The sequence below is a fragment of the Kitasatospora hibisci genome, assembly GCF_043950205.1.
Lineage (GTDB): Bacteria > Actinomycetota > Actinomycetes > Streptomycetales > Streptomycetaceae > Kitasatospora > Kitasatospora hibisci.
In genome coordinates this window covers 3,573,073-3,592,994 of record NZ_CP171642.1, presented here as the reverse complement: position 1 = coordinate 3,592,994, position 19,922 = coordinate 3,573,073, and the positions used below count along the sequence as shown (strand labels likewise).

Below are 19,922 nucleotides of genomic sequence, written 5' to 3'. Positions count from 1 at the left end.
AGCCCCGGTGCCACAAGCCGAGAGGACCGCTCGGCGAACGGTTCACCAACGGAAGTCGAAATCCAGGGTCGGACGCGTGTAGACGCGGAGTGGAGCACGAACGGTGGGGGAACGTACGATCGTCAGCCATGTCCGCCAGCACAGATTCTTCGTATCGGTCTGCCCGAAACCCTTCTCGTCCGGGCCACCGCTCCAGCACGATGGGCGGCATGCCGCTCAACGACCTGCCCTGGTGGCGCTGGCGAGCCCGTCTCCGTTCGGCGCTCCACATGCTGTCCGACCCCGGGTTCCAGCAGGAGACCTGGCTGTCCGGCCGTGCGGGCTTCGGTGACGTGACCGACGCCGTCTACCGCCTGGTCGAGGACACCTGGCTGGACCGCTGGTCGGCCGAGAAGTACATCGGGACGATCTTCCGCGACTCGGCCGAGGCCGCGGTGGTGGACGTCGCGGTGCTCCGGGTGGTCCGGATCCTGCACGAGGTCGGCGCCGACGCCCCGGCCTCCGCCTACCTCGGGCACCACGGCTGGCCGGAGGCGGTCCGGGCCGCCCGCGAGGCGCACGTCAAGCTCGCGGCCAACGACGGCGAGGACCCGGACGCCCCGCCGCGCTCGCTGGACGTGCTGCGGATCCTGACCTCGTCCTGACCTCGTCCTGACGTCCCGCCGAGCTCCCGGTGAGCCGGGCCGTCCCGCAGTACGGGCAGCGGGGCGGCAGCCGTCCAGGATGTGACACGCTGGACCACTCACCGACGGCACGACCTCAGGACGGGATACCTCCCACGTGGAACAGCAGACGGCCAGCACCCAGTACGTCCTCACGCTGTCCTGCCCCGACAAGCAGGGCATCGTCCACGCGGTCTCCAGCTACCTCTTCATGACCGGCTGCAACATCGTCGACAGCCAGCAGTTCGGTGACCGGGACAGCGGGCTGTTCTTCATGCGGGTGCACTTCTCCGCCGTCGAGGAGATCACCGTCGACAAGCTGCGGGCCAGCTTCGCCGCGATCGGGGCCTCGTTCGGGATGGACTGGCAGATCCACCCGACCGAGGAGCGGATGCGGATCGTCCTGATGGTCAGCAGGTTCGGGCACTGCCTGAACGACCTGCTGTTCCGCACCCGGATCGGCGCGCTGCCGGTGGAGATCGCCGCGGTGGTCTCCAACCACACCGACTTCCGGGACCTCACCGAGGGCTACGGGATCCCGTTCCACCACATCCCGGTCACCCGGGAGACCAAGGCCGAGGCCGAGCAGCAGCTGCTGGACCTGGTCGCCAAGGAGAACGTCGAGCTGGTCGTGCTGGCCCGCTACATGCAGGTGCTCTCGGACGAGCTCTGTACGGCACTGTCCGGCCGGGTGATCAACATCCACCACTCTTTCCTGCCGAGCTTCAAGGGCGCCAAGCCGTACCACCAGGCGCACACCCGCGGCGTGAAGCTGATCGGCGCCACGGCGCACTACGTCACCGCCGACCTGGACGAGGGCCCGATCATCGAGCAGGAGGTGGCCCGGGTGACCCACGACGTCACCCCGGACCAGCTGGTCGCGCTCGGCCGGGACGTCGAGTGCCAGGCGCTGGCCCGCGCGGTGAAGTGGCACAGCGAGCACCGCGTGCTGCTCAACGGCAGCCGCACGGTCGTCTTCGCCTGACGCCTGACGCCTGACAGCGGAGCCCGGGCGGAGGCCCGGCCCCTGGACCGGGGCGCCGTGCGCCGTGCTACGGGCGCGACAGCAGCGGGGTGGCGTGCAGTACCTCGCGGATCGCGGCCCGGTCGCCGTGCTCGCCCACCGGCAGCCGGTCCGGATCGCGGTGTGCGGCGGCCAGCTGGCAGAACTCCAGCCCGTCCAGCACCATCGAGGCCACCGGTTCGCCGCCGGGCGGCCCGCCGTCCGGACCGTCCAGGGGTATCAGCCACTCTCCGGCCGCCGGGCCGTCGATCACCAGCCGGAGCTGCCGCCCGGTCCGGCGGCTGTCGCCCGACGCGCTCGGGGGCGCCCCGGCGTGCTCGGGGCGGGCGGCGCGCAGCCCCGCCAGCGCGAGCGGCAGCATCCGGACCGCCAGGCCGACCATCTGGCGCAGGTGCTGCGGGGCCGGCGGGTCGTAGGGGTACGCCACTGCGCGGGCCACGTCGTCGCCGTGGACGAAGGTCTCGAAGGCCCGGTCGACGAAGGCGTCGCGCAGTGGGACGGTCGCGAAGCCGTAGTCGACCGGCGTGCTGCCGCGCGGGGCCAGCGCGGCGGTGCGGACCAGCTCGTGGCAGTGCCGGCGCCACCGGGCACGGACCCGCTGCGGTGGCTGCCCGGCCTGTTCGGCGGCGAGCCGGGCGGTCCGCCGGTTGATGGCGGCCCACGGCCGGCCGTCGTCCGCCGGCCCGCCCTGGGCGGGCACCCGCGGCGGGTTGGGGCCGTGCTCCTGCGGCGGCACCCGGCGCCCGCCGGCCGGGGCGGGGCCGCCTGGGACGGGGCCGCCCGGGACGGGGTCGGGCATGCCGAGGGCGACGGCCAGGAAGCCGTCCACGGCGGCCAGGTGGCAGAGCACCTCGGCCGGGCGCAGGTACTCGGTGCCGCCGTGCCACGGGAGCTCGGCCACCTCCTGCCACTCCTCCGGGCCCAGGTCGCGCAGCAGCGCGTCCAGCTTCGCCGTCTCCGCCGCGTACGGCGCGCCCCAGGCAGGGACGGGCAGCTCGGCGGGCCGCCGGGCCAGGCACCAGTCGAGCACCTGCTGGCGGAGCGGGCCGGGCTGGTCGAGCGGTTCGTCGACGGCGAGCCAGCCGGCCGCCTCGCGCAGCCGCGCGGCCTCGTCGGCGCACTCGGCACAGGCCCGCAGGTGGCGTTCCAGGTCGGCGGCCTCGTGCGGCGGGCAGGCGCCGAGGGCCCAGGCGCCGAGCAGCGAGCGCAGGGCCTCGTGCTGCTCCTCGGTGGTCGTCACGTGCCCCCGTCCTCGTTCCCGTGCCGGTGTCCGCAGCCGGCCTGTCGCCGGTCGTCGCCGTCCGGGCGGGCCCGCCGCTGGCGGGCCCGCTCCGCGGCGAGTTCGGTGGCCAGCAGCTCCAGGCCGAGCCGCATCCGCTGCTTGGCGGTCTGTTCGCTGATGCCGAGCCGGCGGGCCGTCTCCTGGTAGGTGCGGCCGTCGTAGTACGTCACCGTGATGGTCTCACGCAGGGTCTGCGGCAGGGAGTCGACCGCGACCTGGATCCGGGCGGCGGTGGCGACGGTGCGGATCTCCTCCTCGACCCGGTCGTTCGCGCCGGGCCGGCCGGTGCGGCGGGCGCCGTCGCCGTTGCCGTCGGTGCCGTCGTCGGTGCCGTAGCCGTTCCAGCCGCCGCCGCGGTTGCCGCGGTGGCCGTGGCCGTCACGGCCACCGTAGTCGTCGTGGGCGGGCACCGCCTCGGCTGCACGCCGGACCCGGAGCCGGTCCACGGCGCGGCGGTGGGTCAGGGCGCCGATCCAGGAGCGCAGCGAGCCCTCGGCCGGGTCGAAGTCCTCGGGGTGCTCCCAGACATGGGCGAATATCTCGCGGGTGAGCTGGGCGGCGGCGGCCTGGTCGGCCAGTATCCGCCCGGCCAGCCCGTGCACCATCGGCGCGAGCTGGTCGTAGAGCTCGCCCAGGGCCGTCTCCTCACCGCGGGCGAGGCGGCGCTGGAGCTGCTCGTCCCACCGCGGGGCGCTGCCGGGGGTGGCCACCGTCAACCACCCTCCTGCCATGGGGTTCCGCCGCTACCGCAGCTGTTCCGCGGCCTCGCCCCACGGTATCCTCCGCCCTTCGGCGGGCGGGCGGGATTCCGCGAAAGAAGGAGAACACGGGGCTTCGGATCGTCACATCGTGTGATCCGCCCCCGATCCAGCTGTTCGACGGGGCCTGGACATATGTCGCACGGGTGGTTCGCGAGTGGCGGGCCGGGTCCGTGGGGCGTCCGGCGGTAGGTTCGCCCTGCGTGTCCGGCCGGTCGGCCCGGCCGGACGAGCGCCGGTGCGAGGCTCGCGATAGTGAACGGGACAGTATGCCCTGCCCTGTCCCCCGATCGCTGGAATATGCCCGAAGCGCTTGCTGCGGTCCTCCCGCCGACTCATCCTGAGGCGTATTCGTGTCGCGGCCAGTGAGCGACGGACGAGATGGCGCGGGCCGGACGTGCCGGGTGCGACGTGCGGAGGCCCGGAGGCGGTGGCCCGGCGCGCGCCCGGGCCGGTCGGACGGCCGATCCCGATCGAGGCGGCGGCCGAACTGCGAGTGCGGGTGGTGGAGCGGTGCAGGTTCTACAGGTACAGCTGGCGGTGCAGGCGGACCCCGCCGAGGTCGGCCGGGCCCGTCGGTGGGTGCGCTCGCGACTGCTCAACCACGGTGTGGACCCGGACGCCCCGATCGCCGAGACGGTGGTGCTGGTCGTCTCCGAGCTGGTGACCAACGCCGTGGTGCACACCGGCAGTCCGGCCGTCCTGCGGCTCTGCTTCCCGGTGGACGGTGCCGCACCGGGGGCCGGATGCGGTCCGGCCGGGGCCACCGACGGGGTGCGCGAGTCGGCGACGGTCGGCCCGCTCCGGGTCGAGGTCGCCGACGCCAGCCAGGCGGCCCCCGCGCCCCGGCACGCCGGCCCGGACACCGATGCCACCAGCGGCCGCGGCCTGGAACTCGTCGAGCTGCTCTGCGACCGCTGGGGCTGGTACCCGGACGGCTCGGGCAAGCGGGTCTGGTGCGAGATCGGCGCGGACACCGCGCCGGTGGACCCGCTGGCCGCCGTGGACTGGGCCGCGCTGGCGCAGTGACGGTCCGACGGGCGCGTCCGGTCCGCCTCCGGCCCGTCCGGCGATCATCGGGCCGAAACCTGACGCAACCATTCCGAATTTCGGACAACCCATTGACGTGATGTATCCGACTGATCACGCTTGGGAGCAGCTCTCCGTTGCGAGGGGACGCCGAGGGAACACCCGAACGCCGCTGCGGTGCTGCTGTCCAGGGGGACCATGTCAGCAGGGGGGACCGTGCGCTGCCGATCGCGTGGTGGTTCCTTGGCGAGTGCGGAGGGCGGTCGTGCGGGTTCAGGGCCCGTGCGTTGAGGTTGGATGGCGGTCGGCCGTGCCGTGCTCGGGGTGCGTGCGGCCCGCCGCCATCCAATCCGTCCGGTCCGTCCGATCCGGGGAGCGTGGTCCGGTCGCCCGGGGACGCGCTTTCGCGCCATTTCCGGAGGGCGCGCGTCCGCAGGCCGCAGTCAGGTCCGCCCGCCGGGTCGTCAGCCGGCCCGTTCGCCCGTCCGGAACGTCCGCCGGTACGCGCTCGGCGCCACGTCCAGCCGGCCGCGCAGCTGCAGCCGGAGCGAGGCGGCCGTGCCGAAGCCGGACTCCCGGGCCACCTGGTCGATCGTCAGATCGGTGCGCTCCAGCAGCTGCCGGGCCCGCTCTGTGCGCTGGACCGTGAGCCACTGGCCGGGGCTGGCGCCCGTCTCCTCCCGGAACCGCCGGGTGAAGGTGCGCACGCTCATGCCGGCCCAGTCGGCGAGCTGCCGCAGCGACAGCGGCTCCGCGAGGTGTTCCAGCGCCCAGGCGCGGACGGCGGCCGTGCCGCTGCCGGGCTCGGCGCTCGGGCGGGGGAGCTCGACGTACTGCTTCTGGCCTCCCTCGCGCCACGGCGGCACCAGGCAGTGGCGGGCCACCGTGTTGGCCACCGCGCTGCCGTGGTCGCGGCGGACGATGTGCAGGCAGAGGTCGACGCCGGCCGCCACCCCGCCGGAGGTGAGCACGTCGCCGTCGTCCGTGAACAGCACGTCCGGGTCGAGCCGGACGGCCGGGAAGAGCGCCGCGAAGCGCTCGGTGTAGCGCCAGTGGGTGGTGGCCGGACGGCCGTCCAGCAGGCCGGCGGCGGCCAGCACGAAGGAGCCGGTGCAGATCGACACCAGCCGGGTGCCGGGCCGGATCCTGGCCAGCGCGGCGCCGAGCTCGGGGGTGAGCCGGGCGTCCACCTGCATCGGCCCCGGGTCCTTGGAGGCCGGGACGACCACGGTGTCGGCCCACTCCAGCAGTTCGGGCCCGTGGTCGACGGCGATCCGGAAGTCGGTACTGGTGTCGACCGGCCGGCCGTCCAGCGTGCAGGTGGCCACCTGGTAGTGCGGGACGCCTGCGGAGTCCCTGGCCGACTCGAAGATCCTTGCCGGGATGCCCAGTTCGAAGGCGATCACCCCGTCGAGCGCCAGCACCGCGACCTTGTGGGCCACCCCGCTCCCCCCTTCGCCCGCTGCCGTCGTGTCGGCCCCAGCGTACGCCGGGCCGGTGGCCCGATTCTTACGAAAGCTGGCAGTCAGGCCACTCGCCCGGGTTCCGCTCCTTCGGGAGACTCGGCCGAGTGAACGAACGGAACACCCTCACCGTCGGCGACGCCCCCGCCCTCGACGACGCCCTCACCGCCGGCGACGCCCCCGCTCCCGCCACCGCCGGCCCGCGCGGGCCCCGGGTGCACTACGCATGGGTGGTGGCGGCCGTGTCCCTGCTGGTGCTGCTCGGCTCGGCCGGCTTCCGCTCCACGCCCGGCCTGATGATGGACGCGCTGCACAACGAGTTCGGCTGGTCGATGGCGACGATCTCCAGCGCCACCTCGGTCAACCTCGCCCTCTACGGCCTCACCGCCCCCTTCGCCGCCGCCCTGATGGACCGCTTCGGCGTGCGGCTGGTGGTGGTGTGCGCGCTGCTCACCATCTCCGTCGGCGCCGGCCTGACCATGCTGATGCGCGAACCCTGGCAACTGGTGCTCTGCTGGGGCGTGCTGGTCGGCCTCGGCAGCGGCTCGATGGCCGGCGCCTTCGCCACCACCGTCACCGGCCGCTGGTTCCGGGCCCGGCAGGGCCTGGTCACCGGCGTGCTCACCGCGGCCGGTGCCGCCGGCAACCTGGTGTTCCTGCCGGTCGGCGCCTGGCTGGTGGAGCAGCACGGCTGGCGCTCCGCCGTCGTGGTGGTCTCGCTGGCCGCCTCCGCGGTCGCCGTCCCGGTGCTGCTGTTGATGCGCGAGCGCCCCGCCGATCTCGGCCTGCTCCCGTACGGCGCCACCGAGGCCCCGCCCGCCCCGGCGCCCACCGGCGGCGCGCTGGCCCGCTCGCTGCGGGTGCTCCGCGACGCGGCCCGCAGCAGGGCGTTCTGGCTGCTGGCCGGCTCCTTCGCGATCTGTGGCGCGACCACGGCCGGCCTGGTCGGCACCCACTTCATCCCGGCCGCCCACGACCACGGCCTGCCGGTCACCACCGCGGCGAGCCTGCTCGCGCTGATCGGCGTCTTCGACGTGGTGGGCACGATCGCCAGCGGCTGGTTCACCGACCGCCTGGACTCCCGGCTGCTGCTGGTCGTCTACTACGCGCTGCGCGGCCTCTCGCTGCTCCTGCTCCCGCAGCTCTTCGCGGGCTCGCTGGAGCCGCCGATCCTGGCCTTCGTGATCTTCTACGGCCTGGACTGGGTGGCCACCGTGCCGCCGACCGTCGCGCTCTGCCGCCGCCACTTCGGCGAGGACGCGCCGATCGTCTTCGGCTGGGTGCTGGCCTGCCACCAGATCGGCGCCGCGGTGGTGGCCGGACTGGCCGGACTGGTCCGGGACGCGTTCGGCGACTACGACCTCGCCTGGTACGCGGCCGGCGCCCTCTGCGCGGTGGCCGTCCTGCTCTGCCTGGCCCTGGGGGCGAACCACGGGGACCGGCCCGACCGCGCCGTTCCGGTGCTGTCCTAGCGCCGTCGAGAGGCGTCGTGGAGGCTCGGCGGTCGTCGTGGGCGTCGTGGAGCGCGGATAGGCTCGACGGCCATGGCACTCACCTTCACGCTCGATCCCGACCTCGACGCCGAACTGCGGCAGGGCCTCGTCCGGCTCTGGACCGACGCCACCAACGCGGGGGGTGCCGTCGGCTTCGTCGCCCCGGTGACGGAGGACGAGGTCTGGGTCACCGCGGAGAAGCAGTTCTCGGCCGTCGCACCGTCCGGGCCGGACCGGTTGCTGGTCGCGCACGAGGCCGAGACCGGCCGGCCGGCCGGGATGCTCTTCTTCGAGTCGATGCGGTTCGCGCCGATGGACCACTGGCGGCTGCTCAGCCGGGTGATGGTGCACCCCGAGCTGCAGGGGCGGGGCTACGGCGCGGAGCTGATGGCCGAGGCCGAACGGCTCGCCCGGGACTGGGGGCTGGTCGGCCTGCGGCTGTACGTCCGCGGCGGGCTCGGCCTGGAGCAGTTCTACGGGCGCTGCGGCTACGCCGAGGTCGGACGGGTGCCGGGCACCATCCGGGTCGCCCCCGGGGACGACCGCGACGACGTCACCATGTGGCTCGACCTGCGCTGACCGCCCGGCCGGCGCCGACGCCCCGGCCGGGTACGCCGACGGGTCCCGGGCGCGGCCGACGGAGGAGCGGGGGACGGGGGGACGGGCCACCCGTTCCCCGCGCGGGTCGTCGGGCATGCTTCACTGGGAGACCGGCCCAGCCCCCCGCGCAGAGAAGGACGTGTCCCCGGTGAGCAGCAATGTGAGCAACAAGTCGCACGCCACGCTCCGTTACACCTCCCTGCGGGTCAGCATCTTCCTGGGCTGCCTGCTGGTCGCCCTGCTGCTCGGTCACTTCCAGGTGATCCCGGTCCAGGGCGAGCTCGGTGTGGTGTTTCTCTTCCTGCTGGCCGCGGTGGTCTCGGCGCCGCTCAGCTACGTCCTGCTGAGCAAGCAGCGCGACGAGATGTCGGCCCAGATCTCCGGCAAGGTCGACCGCCTGCGCGACCGCACGGCGGACCGGATCGCGGCGCAGAACGCCGAGGAGGACGCCGCCGACGACGCCGCCCGCGCGGCCGCAGCGAAGAGCTGAGCCGCGCCGCCGCCGTGCCCGCACCCGACCCCGCCGCCGACACCCCGAGCTCCGACACCCCGGGCTCCGGAACTCCGCGCGCCGACACCTCGAACGCCGACACCTCGAACGCCGATGGCGCGGGGGCGGATACTCCCTCCGGTGCCGCCCCGCGCACGCCGCGTGCCTCCGCCGCGCCCGGGGAACCGGGAGAGCCGGCGAGCGGTACCTGGCCGGCGCCCGTCCGTCGCCCCACCGGTCGCGACGTCGCCCGGCTCGCCGGGGTCTCGCAGGCCACCGTCTCCCTGGTGTTCTCCGGCTCCGAGGCCGGCCGCCGGGTCTCCGACGCCACCCGGGAACGGGTCCGGGAGGCCGCCCGCAGCCTCGGCTACCGGCCGCAGGCGGCCGGCCGGCAGCTGCGCCTCGGCCGCAGCGGCATGATCCTGCTGGCCGTGCCGAACATCCTCGGCCCGTTCTTCGGCCGGGTGCTGGAGGGCGTCCACGAGGAGGCCGGCAAGCACGGCCTCGCGGTCGTGGTCAGCTCGGGCTGGGGGAGCGCAACGCTGGCCGAGGCCGCCACCACCAGCCGGTTCGACGGCCTGCTGATCTGCTCGCCGGACGACAGCCAGCTGGGCGAGCTGCCCGCCGACACCCCCGTGGTCTTCCTGGACGCCGATCCTGGCACCGACCGCGCCCGTCCGACCATCGAGCTGGACGTGGCCGGCGGCATGCGCGCGGCCGTCGAGCACCTGGCCGGGCTCGGCCACCGCCGGATCGGCCGGCTGCGCTCCACCCACTCCGCGTACACCTTCCGGGTCCGGCAGGCGGCCTTCGAGCAGGCGACCGAGGCACTCGGCCTGGACGTGGTCGAGTTCGGGGTGAGCCTCAACGAGGGCCAGCCGGCCGCCCACAGCGTCGCCCACCGGCTGCTGGAGCACCCCGACCGTCCGCGCGCGGTGATCTGCGACGACGACGTGGTGGCCTCCGGGGTCTACCAGGCGGCCGTCGAACTCGGGCTGCGCGTTCCCGCCGACCTCTCGGTGGTCGGCATCGACAACGTCCCGGTCGCCGCGCTGCTCGCTCCGCCGCTCACCACCGTCGACCTCCCCGGCGAGGAGCTGGGCCGAGCCGGCGTCGCGGCCCTCGCCGACCTGCTCCGTGGCGAGCCGGTCGCGCCGGTGCCGCCGCTGGCCACCTCGCTGGTCCTGCGCTCCTCGACCGCGGCGGCCTGAGCCCGGGAGCGTCGGGAGCGTCGGGACGGCGACCGCCGTCGGGCAGGCGACTGCGCCCGTCGGCCAGACCACCCGGTCCGACGGGCGCAGTCACGTCTGCGGGGAGCTGCCTCGGCCTCAGCCCGCCGGCACCGGCTCGGCCGCGGCGGGCGCGACGGGCGCGGCGTGGGCCGGAGCGGGCCGGAACCAGCGGCGTGCGCCGAACAGCAGCAGCCCGCCCAGCCCGATGCCGCCGGCCGCGCAGAGCGCCACCGAGGTCAGGGAGCCCTCGGCGAGGTTGCCGGAGACGGCGTAGCCGAGCGAGTTGCCGGTCGCGAACAGCGTCACCAGCCAGGCGAACGCCTCGGTCACCGTGCCGACCGGCGCCAGCTCGGCGACCAGGACGAACGCGGCCGCCAGCAACGGCGCCAGCCCGATCCCGGAGAGGAACGCCAGCCCCGCCATCGCGAGCGGACCGGGCAGCAGCACCAGCGGGAGGTAGGAGACGACCATCCCGAGCGCCATGACCCACGTCCGGGTCGCGGTGCTGCTGCGCCACCTCACCGCGCCGTAGGCCAGCGCGCCGAGGAGGCCGCCCAGCGCCGCCAGCGCCAACAGTGTCCCGGCACCGCCGGGCAGACCGCCCTCGTGGGCCTCGGCGTAGGCGATGAACAGCACGTTCTGCGCGCCGACCGCCCAGCCCGCGCCGGCCAGGCCGATCAGCAGCAGGACCAGGCCGGGGGAGCGGAGCGGACCCAGCAGACCGGCCGAGTGCGCGCGCGGCGGTGCCTGCCAGGCGCGGGCAGGTGCGGCGGTGGCCACGATCAGGGCCCCGGCCAGCCCGAGGGAGGCGGCCACCCAGAGCGCCGCGACCGGGCTGACCGCGCCCGCGATGCCGGCCACCGCGAGCGGGCCGGCCACGTAGAGGATCTGCTGCGAGGCGGAGTCGAATGCGTAAGCGGTGTCGAGCTGCTCGTCCTCGACGACGTCCGGCCAGAGTGAGCGGAGGCAGGGTTCGAGCGGCGGCATGGCCAGGCCGGCGACGGCGGCGCCGAGCGGTGCGGCGACCACCGAGCCGGGCGCGAGCGCCAGCAGCGCGTAGCCGCCGCCGGCGATCACGGCGGAGGCCAGCAGCACCCGCGGCTGCCCGGTGCGGTCGACGATCCGCCCCAGCACCGGGCCGCCGACGGCGGCCGAGATCGCGTAGGCCGCAGTGGCCAGCCCGATCCGGCTGTACGGCGCACCGGCCTCGCGCAGGGCCAGCGCGATCACCAGGGCGGTCATGCCGGCCGGGAGGCGGCCGAGCAGGGTGCCGAAGAGGAGGCGGCTGACGTGCGGGGCTCGGAGCAGGGCGAGATAGCCCATGGACGGCTCTCCGTTGCGGGCAGGGGTGGGCGGGATGTCCTCCAAGTTATACGTATAACTTGCGTCGGTCAATCGAGGGTCGGTGCGCACCTGATGGGGCATCAGCCTCGTTCGTGTCCGGATTCGATCGGTGTGCACCCGCACCTAAAACAACAACTTTGAACATCTCAAACCTTTACTGCTAACGTGTCGGCCATGACCACCTCAGGAGCACTCCGGATGCACGGCCTGGGCCCGATGCCCACCGCCGCCCGCCCGTGCTGCCTGCCCGGTGCTGTGGACAGCCCGCGCCGTTGTCGCGCCATGAGCTGTATGCGGGCGGCACGCCCCTGACCGGGGCCCGATTGCTCCCTGTCCGGCCCGCGCGCCGTGCCGCCTGCCCCGCCCCTCCGCCGTCAGCAACGCCCTCCCCCGGAGCCGCACCGCCATGCCCACAGCGCCCGAGGCGACCTCGTCGCCGTCCGTGCTCGCCCGAATCCGCAAGACCCCGTTCTGGGTCCAGATCGTCGCCGGCCTCGTGCTCGGCGCCGGCCTCGGCTACCTGGCCCGGACCGCCGAGATCTCCTGGCTGGCCACCACCCTGGAGACCGTCGGCAGGATCTTCGTCCAGCTGCTGAAGCTGGCCGTTCCGCCGCTGGTGTTCACCGCGATCGTGGTGTCCGTGGCCAACCTGCGGAACGTGACCAACGCGGCCCGGCTGGCCGTCCGCACCCTGCTCTGGTTCGCGATCACCTCGCTGATCGCGGTCGGGATCGGTCTGGGCCTCGGCCTGCTGACCAACCCGGGTGAGGGCACGGACCTCACGACCGAGGGCCTCAAGGCGCCGAAGTCCAGCGGCAGCTGGATCGACTTCCTGACCGGCATCTTCCCGACCAACGTCGTCACGGCCTTCACCGAGGTCGAGGTGCTCCAGATCGTCTTCCTGGCGATCGTGACCGGCGCGGCGATCCTCAAGCTCGGCAGCAAGGCCGAGCCGGTCCTCAAGCTCAGCGAGTCCGTGCTGGAGCTGGTCCAGACCGCGCTCTGGTGGGTCATCCGCCTCTCGCCGCTCGGTACCCTCGGCCTGATCGGCAAGTCCGTCGCCAAGTACGGCTGGGACCTGCTGGAGCCCTTCGCGACCCTGACCGTCGACATCTACGTCGGCTGCGCGCTGGTGCTGTTCGGCGTCTACTCCCTGCTGCTGAGGTTCGCCGCGGGCCTCAACCCGCTGAACTTCTTCAAGGGCGCCTGGCCCGCCATCCAGCTGGCCTTCGTCTCCCGCTCCTCGGTCGGCACCCTGCCGGTCACCCGCCGCGTCACCGAGCGCCTCGGCGTCCCGGGCGAGTACGCCTCGTTCGCCGTGCCGTTCGGCGCGACGACCAAGATGGACGGCTGCGCCGCGATCTACCCCTCGCTTGCCGCGATCTTCGTCGCCCAGGTCTACAACATCGACCTCGGCGTCAAGGACTACCTGCTGATCGCCTTCGTCTCGGTCATCGGCTCGGCTGCGACGGCCGGCCTGACCGGTGCGATCGTGATGCTGACGCTGACCCTGTCGACGCTCGGCCTGCCGCTGGAAGGCGTCGGCCTGCTGCTCGCGATCGACCCGATCCTGGACATGATGCGTACCGCGACCAACGTCGCCGGTCAAGTTGTAACGCCGATCATCGTCGCTGCTCGCGAGGGCACCATCGACCGCGAGGCCTACAACAACCCGCAGGGCGCCCTGCTGGACGAGCCGGTGACCATCCCGGCACAGGCCTCCGCCAAGGCTCCGGCCACGGCCTGATCCGCCCCGAAGCTCGGCCCTTCTCCTGGCGTAGGAGAGGGGCCGAGTCGCGTTTCCGGCCGGGCGTCAGCTCTTGGTGAGGATGGCGAGATGAGCGGCGGCGCTGCGGGAGAGGCTTTCGAGGAGAAGCCCGCCCTTGGCGGCCGTGCCGAGTGACGGCTGACCGATGATGCCGTTGGCGGTGTAGCCGGCCATGCCGAGGGTGAGGAGATGGGGGCGTTCCGGGGCGGAGTGGTCGTCCTGCTCGATCCCGCCGCGGATGAGGTGCGGGGCGCCGTGGAGGAGCAGGGACACCTCCAGTTCGCCGCCGTGCATGTCCTCGGTGCTGCTGCTCTCCAGACCGGCATCGGCGCGGGCCTGGTGCCAGTCCTCGCGCACGGGGAAGAGAGCGACGTGAGGGCCGGTGGTGTTGGCTTCCTGGACGACGTTCGAGAGGACGTAGTTGCCGCCGTGGCCGTTCACGATGAGCAGGCCGGGGACCCCGGAGGCCTGGAGGGACCTCCAGATGTCGTTGATCACGGCGTAGAGGGTGGCGGCGCTGATGCTGACGGTGCCCGGCATGTGGGCGTGCTCGTGGGAGCAGGACACCGTGATGGGCGGCAGGAGGAACAGGTCGTAGTCGGTGGCGATCCGCTGTGCGATCAGGCTGGCGACTACGGTGTCCGTGGTCAGCGGCAGGTGATCACCGTGCTGCTCGAAGCTGCCGACCGGCAGTACGGCGACCTTGGCTCCGCGCTGGCGCTCGTCGGCGGAGGTGGCGGCCGTGATCAGTGCGTCCATGGGCCCACCCTCTCCCATCAGATGGCCGACGGTCGAGAGCTGGCCGTGGTGGTCATCAGCGTCAATCGACTGGTGAATGTGGCTACTTCGGGTACGGCGTTCCACCGCTGGAGTGCCTTCCCGGCTGCGGACAGCTCGGACATGGCTCGCGCGGACTCGGTGTCGATGGCGATCGACAGGGCCCGGTCGGCCGCTGCCGCGGCCTGTTCCGGCCCACCGGAGACGGCGTACGCGCGGGCCAGTCGGGAGAGGTAGACGCCCTGGTCGTTGCGGTAGATCGTCGGCAAGGCGCGTAGCTCGGCCTCGAACATGGCCACGGCGGTGTGCGGATCACCGAGTTCGATCAGACAGTTGGCGCGCTGCATCTCGATGTAGGTCGGCGTGCAGTACGCGAGATCGAGGGCGTCGTTGTCGTGCGAGTCGTCCTGCTCGGCGGCGAGTTCGTGGGCCTCGTCGAACTTCGCCTGGGCGAAGCGCGGATTTCCCATGAGCGCGTGGCCTTGGGCCTCCTGCTGCGCGGCCAGGGCCCGGATGCGCGGCGTGGCGCCGGTGGAGCGCTGGGCGGCGCGGGCCAGCCCCACGGCCTGCTGCGCGTTGCGGCGGGCGGTGGCCTGGTTGCTCTTGCGGAACAGCACGTAGGCGGCCATGACGTCGTCGCCGCTCTCCTGTGCCCACTCCATGGCGCGGTCCGACCAGTAGACGGCCTGGTCGAAGTCTCCTAGGTCCTGGTGGAGCCAGCCCAGGAATTCCGCGGTGCGGGCGCCGATGCTGAGCAGTTCGTCCCGGGTTCTACCGCCGGCGTTCTGCTGGAGGCGGTCCAGTTGCTGGAGGTTCCGGGTCACGGAGTCGAGTGCGTGGCGCGAGCCCAGGAGGTTCGCGGCCTTGTAATGGCCAGGCATCACGCAGCGCAGGTGGTCGACGAAGAACTCCGGATCGAGCGGCGCACCGAGCCGTTGTGTGGTGGCGGACGGTTGCGGAGGCCGGCGCCGGATCTGCGGTGTGGGCTGCTGCTCCCAGACCCGCGCAGCCAGTCCGAGCATGTGGCCGGGGATGTGAAGGCCGTCGGCGATCCGCTCGACAAGACCGATCTTCTCGATCCTGCGTCTGCCGGCCATGACCTCGCCGACTCGGCTCGGTGTCAGGTCGCAGGCACGGGCGATGAGCGACGGGTAGACACCGGCGAGTTTGAGCAGGCGGAAGACCTCCGCGAAGTCCCGTGCACGGCACGCGGTGACCATTTCCGGATTGGAGAGCAGAACCGGTGGGAGCCGGTCCGGAAGACGTGCTTCGGTCACCACTACCACCGCCGGTGATCAGTAGTCGCTGCAAGTGAGTTGATTGACCGTGAGTTTACCCACGGTGGGCAATCAGCTTGGGTACGTCGCGTGCATTCCCACTCGGCAATCTGGTGCCGAGGGTCGGAACGACCAGGTTCCGGCTCCCTGTCCGAGCATCGGGAGAGTGGTGCACGTGATCAGCTCGGGAAGGCTCCGGGTCGACGACGGCCCCTACACGCAGGCTGCCGCGGCGGCGCCGTTCGAAGTGATGCTGGCTCGGCACCGGCGGTCGTCCGGGGTGGCGCGAGGCCACTTACGGGACTTCCTCGGGCAGGTTCCCGACGGGGCGGGTCTCCTTGACAACGGTGCGCTGGTGCTTGGCGAGCTGGTGGCCAATGCGGTGGTGCACGCCCGGGTGTCCCCCGGCAGGGAGATTGCCCTGCGGCTGGAGATGGTGCACGGGCACCTCCGCATCGAAGTGCACGACGCCAGCAACGAAAAGCCTGGCATCCGCCGGTCGACCGGGCCCGACGACGTCTCGGGCCGCGGGCTCAGCCTGGTGGAGGAGCTGTCGTCGGAGTGGGGCTGGGGGCCGCGACCAGAGGGCATCGGAAAGATCGTTTGGGCCATGGTGGGCCCGGAAGGTGGTGCGTGATGACCTGGAGCCGACGGGCGGCGTCCGGGGCGGCGTCAACGAGGTGCCACTACTGCGGTGCGGGACTGCGCACGGCACTGGCCCGGTACATCGTCGTGAACGGTCAGACGGTCGGGGTGCACCGGTGGCACCCGCGTCGTGCGGGGGAGGTATCGGCCCGGTGACCACGACTGCGGAGGCGTCCTCGACTGACTCGTTCCCGGTGACTGTGGAGGTCGGGGGACTCACCGGGCCCGCACAGTTCGCCGAGCTCTCGGACGCCCTGGCGGCGCTGCTCGCGTCACTGCGGGCACTGCCACTCAGCTCCGAGCAGCAGGACTACTTCGACGACCTGCTTGGCCCGCCGGCGGTGCAGGCCATCGGCCACCGGCTCGCGACTTACGGAGAGGTGCGCGCGCTGGCCTTCATCGGGCTGACCTCGTACGTGGTCAAGCTCTACCCAGCTGATCCGGCGGTGCCCGAGTGAGGCGCCGAAGCCTGCGATCTTGGGTCAGTCGTGCGGTGACCTGGTGGTGGCTGGACGGCCAGTTCGCCTGGCCCATGAGGATCATCTCGTCGAGCCGACGGGCCACACACCGAGAGGTGGCCGAGTGGTGTGCCGAGCCGTGCTTCCGAGAGCGCGCACGACTCCAGCTCGCAGAGCGCATCCGTCGCGAGGAAAGCGGGGCTGAACCAGCTCGTGGCTCACCGCATCTGACCTGATCCACCACAACTGAAGACGAACCGGACCACCCCGTCACCTTGGCCGGAGTGGGGTGGTCCGGTGGGTCGGAACCCGATGCCGATGGTATCGGGCTCCTCGGCATGCCTGTGCACGAATGACGCCGGTTCGGTTGGAGATCAGGGGAGTTGAGAGGCTGTTGCACGGGGACGACGACTTCGGTGCGGAGTTGGCGGCGGACCTCGACCCGGACACGTGGGTATGGCTGCCGGACGTCGACTACGCGGCCGGCTGGCGAGCCGCAAGACGGATGGCGAATGAGCTGAACAGCCTGCTCGCTGCGTGTGGTGTGGACCGCACGCAGCTTCGGGCCATCGCAGACACCGATGCCTGTGGCGGTCCGGTGGTTCGGCTGGAGGGCGCTGCCGAAGGATGGCTGAGGCTGGAAGAGTTGTTGTGTTTGGCCACGCATGTACGACGTGGGTCGACCTGACTGTCGAGGCCAGTGCACGTGAGCGAGACCGGGAAGCCGAGCATGAGTCAACTTACCTATGGGACACGGCTCAAGAGGGTCGCGTTGGCTAGGTTGCAGGGCCTAGCCTTGGCTCTGGAACGGCATAGAGGTGGGCGCTCAGCCTGACTAGGGGACAGTAGCCCTTACGGGAGATCAGGACACTGCACATGTCAAGTATGTCCTCGTTTGAGTTTGAAGAAGATGTGCGAAGGGTGGCGCGTGCGCTCTGGCCCAGCGCCGAGCACGGCGGTCCTGAGATCGTAAACGGCCGTGAGGTCGACGGCGTTTTCGACACCGAAGAGGTGTCACACATGGTTGAAGCGACCATGGATCGCAGGATTGATAAAGCGCACAATGTCGGGCCAAAGCTTCGTGATCACCTGAAGAAGGCGCGAGCTAGGGGGGCCTTCGCGAAGGCTTGGTTTGTGACATATCACCCACCAACAGCCGATCAGCGGAAGGTGTTGCATAGCGATTACGATCGGAGCATTGAGGTCGTTTCATATGACCAATTCCGCTCCAAGATCGTTGATGCGCGCGAGTACTTGAGACTCAGGGACAGGGCCAGTTGGGGAAGCGCTTCCAACCCAACCACGAACAGTGCGGTTGAGCTCATTAAGTACGTTCCTCTGGGAATTGCAGTGACGGCCGGGGCGCTCAGGCCCAAGCCTGGGCATCCGAGGAAGACATCTCGGGTGGCGCCGATAAAGACGGAGTCTTCGATCGCGGAGATTGTTTCCGCAATTGAGTCTGGAGCGAACCTAGCCCTCCTTGGGGACTACGGGGCCGGGAAGAGCATGACTCTTCGAGAGATTCACTCGCGACTCAGGGATAAGTATCTCAGGAATGAGTCTCATCGCTTCCCTATTACCCTCAGTCTCCGCCGTCACTTCGGGCAGGAGGATCCGGCGGAGGCAATTTCTAGGCATGCGCACCATCTAGGATTCCCAAGTCCGCACAAGCTTGTGAATGCCTGGAAGAGTGGATTTGCCTACATCCTTCTTGATGGATTTGACGAGCTGGCGGCACCGGGGTGGAGCGGATCGACCGAGGCGATTCGGGAGAACAGGCGAGCCGCCACCATCCTGATCAAGGAATTTACCAGGGAAGCGCCGCCTGAAGTTGGAGTCGCCGTTGCCGGCAGGCGATTCTACTTTGATTCGCTGGACGAGATGGGGAGGAGCCTATTTGATGGCTCTCCGCATTTGATTGCATCTCTCAGTGACTTTACGGATGAGCAGGCGCGGAAGTTTCTCGGCCAGTTTGAGAACTCTGAAGGCGGGGCACTTCCGGATTGGCTTCCTGTGAGGCCTCTTCTTCTCGGGCATCTTGCGGCGGAAGGGGTGATTCACAATGTTGCGGGAAGTGAAGGGTTGGCGCCAGCTCCTGGATGGGACTGGCTCCTGAGTACAATTAGTGAGCGGGAATCTTTCATTAAGCAAGGCGTCGATGGTGTAGCCGTAAGGACGGTTATTGAACAGCTTGCGGGATTCGCACGCCAAACCCCTCAGGGTGTCGGACCTGTGACGATGAATGATATCGTCGATGCATTTACCGTTGTCCGACGTCAGCCGCCCAGTGACCGGGAGCTCACTCTGCTTCAGCGGCTACCTGGGCTTGGGGGGGAGGAGGACGACTCCGAAAAGGGTACGCGCCGGTTTGTAGATATTGATTTGGCGAGCGCTGCCCAGGCTGCACATGTGACTCGATTCATCGTAGATCCTCACGGCGACTATGCGGGATTCGATCCAAAGAAGTGGAACTCCTCTATGGAGCCGCTTGGGATTGAGGTAGCGGCACACCAGCTTGCCACTCTCGAAATTCCGGAAGGGCAGATCCGTAAGGCGCTAGACAGAGCCATCCGAACGGATTGTGGTGAACTGGCTGCAGATATCGTCCGGATTGCAATTTCCCTGGATATTGATCTTCAGCCGAGCGGTGCACTCAGTTATTCAGTCACGAACGCCATTATTCCGAGCTTGGACATCAGTGAAGGTGGGCCGGACCTCAGTGGGGTAGATTTTACTCACTGCCTATTCTCTGAACTAATTGTTTCCGGGGATCCTGCAATCGCACGCATTCCGCATTTCTCCTCCTGCGACTTTGGTGAAACGATAGGTCGCCTTGGGGAGTCTGACATGCCGGCGGACAACTTCCAGAGTTGCGATTTTGCGGAGTTTCCTGATGCTGCTGATCGCAATGCTGCGATCATGGATGCATCGATTCTTCCCATTGGGACGCGCGTTGTCATGATTCTACTCCGAAAACTCTATATGCAGCGTGGCAGTGGCCGGAAGGACAGTGCTCTTACCAGAGGAATGAGCGCGACCGATGCGGCTCTCGTGGCGCCGGCCTTGCGACTTCTTCAGCGGGAAGGCCTTGTGTTTGCGACGCGGCAGGGGAAGAACAAGATCTGGCTGCCTGATCGTAGTGCCGGGCCTCGGGTCCGAGCATTCCTTGAGGCGCCCAGAGTGGGTGATGATCCTCTTGTGAATGGAAGTAAGGGAATTAGCTCGTAAGTCGTGGGAGCAGTGGGTTTGGGTCTTGGGCGGCCCCCTCCGTCCGAGGTCGGACATCACCGAGATTTCTCGCCGCTAATGCTAAAGCGTCCGCGACTCTAGAGCCTTAGCGGGCTTAATTAATGATGCGGACGGGAACTCCTTGATGACGCCTGGCACCGTCGGGTGCTGGTGGAGATATGTGAAGGGCTGAGGCGCGCGGGCGGGGGAGCGGTTTTGGCCGGTGCCCTGTCTGGTCTGGGGTCGAGCATGATCGGGGGGCCGTAAGCTGTTGCGACTCGGTCAGGGCTTTTTGGGCCTGACCGCAATTTGGCCGAGTGGCCCCCCGGTCTTGCTCGACTCGGGTCCCGGTCCGGAGAGGTGGGTAAAACCGCTGAGGAGCCCGCCCCAGC

The 19,922-nt window shown here is 70.5% G+C and carries 18 protein-coding genes; 12 read left to right on the top strand and 6 right to left on the bottom strand.

Annotated features, from left to right (window positions below; translation table 11 throughout):
* Window positions 1-200 precede the first annotated feature (200 nt).
* Complete coding sequence (locus tag ACF9IK_RS15270; protein WP_428846370.1) at window positions 201-644, top strand: SCO4402 family protein; 444 nt, start codon at window positions 201-203, stop codon at window positions 642-644.
* Between the two features lie 136 nt (window positions 645-780).
* Window positions 781-1,647, top strand: coding sequence for a formyltetrahydrofolate deformylase (gene purU, locus ACF9IK_RS15265; RefSeq protein WP_395294756.1), 867 nt, complete (start codon window positions 781-783; stop codon window positions 1,645-1,647).
* A gap of 67 nt (window positions 1,648-1,714) precedes the next feature.
* Here purU and ACF9IK_RS15260 read toward each other — a convergent pair whose 3' ends face one another.
* Together ACF9IK_RS15260 and ACF9IK_RS15255 are read right to left on the bottom strand one after the other, a co-directional pair.
* On the bottom strand, window positions 1,715-2,926 hold the full coding sequence (locus tag ACF9IK_RS15260) for a zf-HC2 domain-containing protein (RefSeq protein WP_395294755.1): 1,212 nt from the start codon (window positions 2,924-2,926) through the stop codon (window positions 1,715-1,717).
* On the bottom strand, window positions 2,923-3,678 hold the full coding sequence (locus tag ACF9IK_RS15255) for a sigma-70 family RNA polymerase sigma factor (protein ID WP_395298583.1): 756 nt from the start codon (window positions 3,676-3,678) through the stop codon (window positions 2,923-2,925). The genes ACF9IK_RS15260 and ACF9IK_RS15255 overlap by 4 nt, the downstream gene beginning before the upstream one ends.
* 561 nt (window positions 3,679-4,239) lie before the next feature.
* Here ACF9IK_RS15255 and ACF9IK_RS15250 point away from each other — a divergent pair.
* Window positions 4,240-4,755 (top strand): ATP-binding protein, encoded by a 516-nt coding sequence (locus ACF9IK_RS15250; RefSeq protein WP_395294754.1) that lies wholly within the window; start codon window positions 4,240-4,242, stop codon window positions 4,753-4,755.
* A 464-nt stretch (window positions 4,756-5,219) separates the two neighbouring features.
* Here the strand turns inward: ACF9IK_RS15250 and ACF9IK_RS15245 are convergent, their stop codons facing one another.
* The gene (locus tag ACF9IK_RS15245) at window positions 5,220-6,197 is read right to left on the bottom strand and encodes a GlxA family transcriptional regulator (protein WP_395294753.1); all 978 of its coding nucleotides are present in this window, start codon (window positions 6,195-6,197) and stop codon (window positions 5,220-5,222) included.
* Window positions 6,198-6,325: 128 nt separating this feature from the next.
* On the opposite strand from ACF9IK_RS15245, the gene ACF9IK_RS15240 reads away from it, so the two are divergent.
* From ACF9IK_RS15240 to ACF9IK_RS15225, 4 genes are all read left to right on the top strand, one after another.
* Window positions 6,326-7,690: an MFS transporter gene (locus ACF9IK_RS15240; RefSeq protein WP_395294752.1), complete on the top strand. Its 1,365-nt coding sequence runs from the start codon at window positions 6,326-6,328 to the stop codon at window positions 7,688-7,690.
* A gap of 72 nt (window positions 7,691-7,762) precedes the next feature.
* Window positions 7,763-8,290 (top strand): GNAT family N-acetyltransferase, encoded by a 528-nt coding sequence (locus ACF9IK_RS15235; protein WP_395294751.1) that lies wholly within the window; start codon window positions 7,763-7,765, stop codon window positions 8,288-8,290.
* Window positions 8,291-8,459: 169 nt separating this feature from the next.
* A complete protein-coding gene (locus ACF9IK_RS15230) occupies window positions 8,460-8,801 on the top strand; it encodes a DUF4229 domain-containing protein (protein ID WP_395294750.1) in 342 nt (113 codons plus the stop codon).
* 14 nt (window positions 8,802-8,815) lie between these two features.
* Window positions 8,816-10,012: a LacI family DNA-binding transcriptional regulator gene (locus tag ACF9IK_RS15225; RefSeq protein WP_395294749.1), complete on the top strand. Its 1,197-nt coding sequence runs from the start codon at window positions 8,816-8,818 to the stop codon at window positions 10,010-10,012.
* Window positions 10,013-10,129: 117 nt separating this feature from the next.
* On the opposite strand, the gene ACF9IK_RS15220 is transcribed toward ACF9IK_RS15225, so the two are convergent.
* Window positions 10,130-11,401, bottom strand: a complete 1,272-nt coding sequence (locus ACF9IK_RS15220; protein ID WP_395294748.1) for an MFS transporter — start codon at window positions 11,399-11,401, stop codon at window positions 10,130-10,132.
* Between the two features lie 382 nt (window positions 11,402-11,783).
* On the opposite strand from ACF9IK_RS15220, the gene ACF9IK_RS15215 reads away from it, so the two are divergent.
* Complete coding sequence (locus tag ACF9IK_RS15215) at window positions 11,784-13,124, top strand: dicarboxylate/amino acid:cation symporter (RefSeq protein ID WP_395294747.1); 1,341 nt, start codon at window positions 11,784-11,786, stop codon at window positions 13,122-13,124.
* 66 nt (window positions 13,125-13,190) lie between these two features.
* Here ACF9IK_RS15215 and ACF9IK_RS15210 read toward each other — a convergent pair whose 3' ends face one another.
* Entirely contained in the window at window positions 13,191-13,904 is a 714-nt protein-coding gene (locus ACF9IK_RS15210; RefSeq protein WP_395294746.1) for a creatininase family protein, read from the bottom strand.
* 17 nt (window positions 13,905-13,921) lie between these two features.
* The gene (locus ACF9IK_RS15205; RefSeq protein ID WP_395294745.1) at window positions 13,922-15,142 is read right to left on the bottom strand and encodes a tetratricopeptide repeat protein; all 1,221 of its coding nucleotides are present in this window, start codon (window positions 15,140-15,142) and stop codon (window positions 13,922-13,924) included.
* Window positions 15,143-15,365: 223 nt separating this feature from the next.
* On the opposite strand from ACF9IK_RS15205, the gene ACF9IK_RS15200 reads away from it, so the two are divergent.
* The 4 genes from ACF9IK_RS15200 to ACF9IK_RS15185 all read left to right on the top strand — a co-directional run bounded on the left by ACF9IK_RS15200 (window position 15,366) and on the right by ACF9IK_RS15185 (window position 19,530).
* Window positions 15,366-15,836: an ATP-binding protein gene (locus tag ACF9IK_RS15200; protein ID WP_395294744.1), complete on the top strand. Its 471-nt coding sequence runs from the start codon at window positions 15,366-15,368 to the stop codon at window positions 15,834-15,836.
* Window positions 15,837-15,996: 160 nt separating this feature from the next.
* Window positions 15,997-16,302 (top strand): hypothetical protein, encoded by a 306-nt coding sequence (locus tag ACF9IK_RS15195; protein WP_395294743.1) that lies wholly within the window; start codon window positions 15,997-15,999, stop codon window positions 16,300-16,302.
* Between the two features lie 394 nt (window positions 16,303-16,696).
* Complete coding sequence (locus ACF9IK_RS15190; RefSeq protein WP_395294742.1) at window positions 16,697-16,990, top strand: hypothetical protein; 294 nt, start codon at window positions 16,697-16,699, stop codon at window positions 16,988-16,990.
* Between the two features lie 197 nt (window positions 16,991-17,187).
* Window positions 17,188-19,530: an NACHT domain-containing protein gene (locus ACF9IK_RS15185; RefSeq protein ID WP_395294741.1), complete on the top strand. Its 2,343-nt coding sequence runs from the start codon at window positions 17,188-17,190 to the stop codon at window positions 19,528-19,530.
* The last annotated feature ends 392 nt before the right edge of the window (window positions 19,531-19,922 follow it).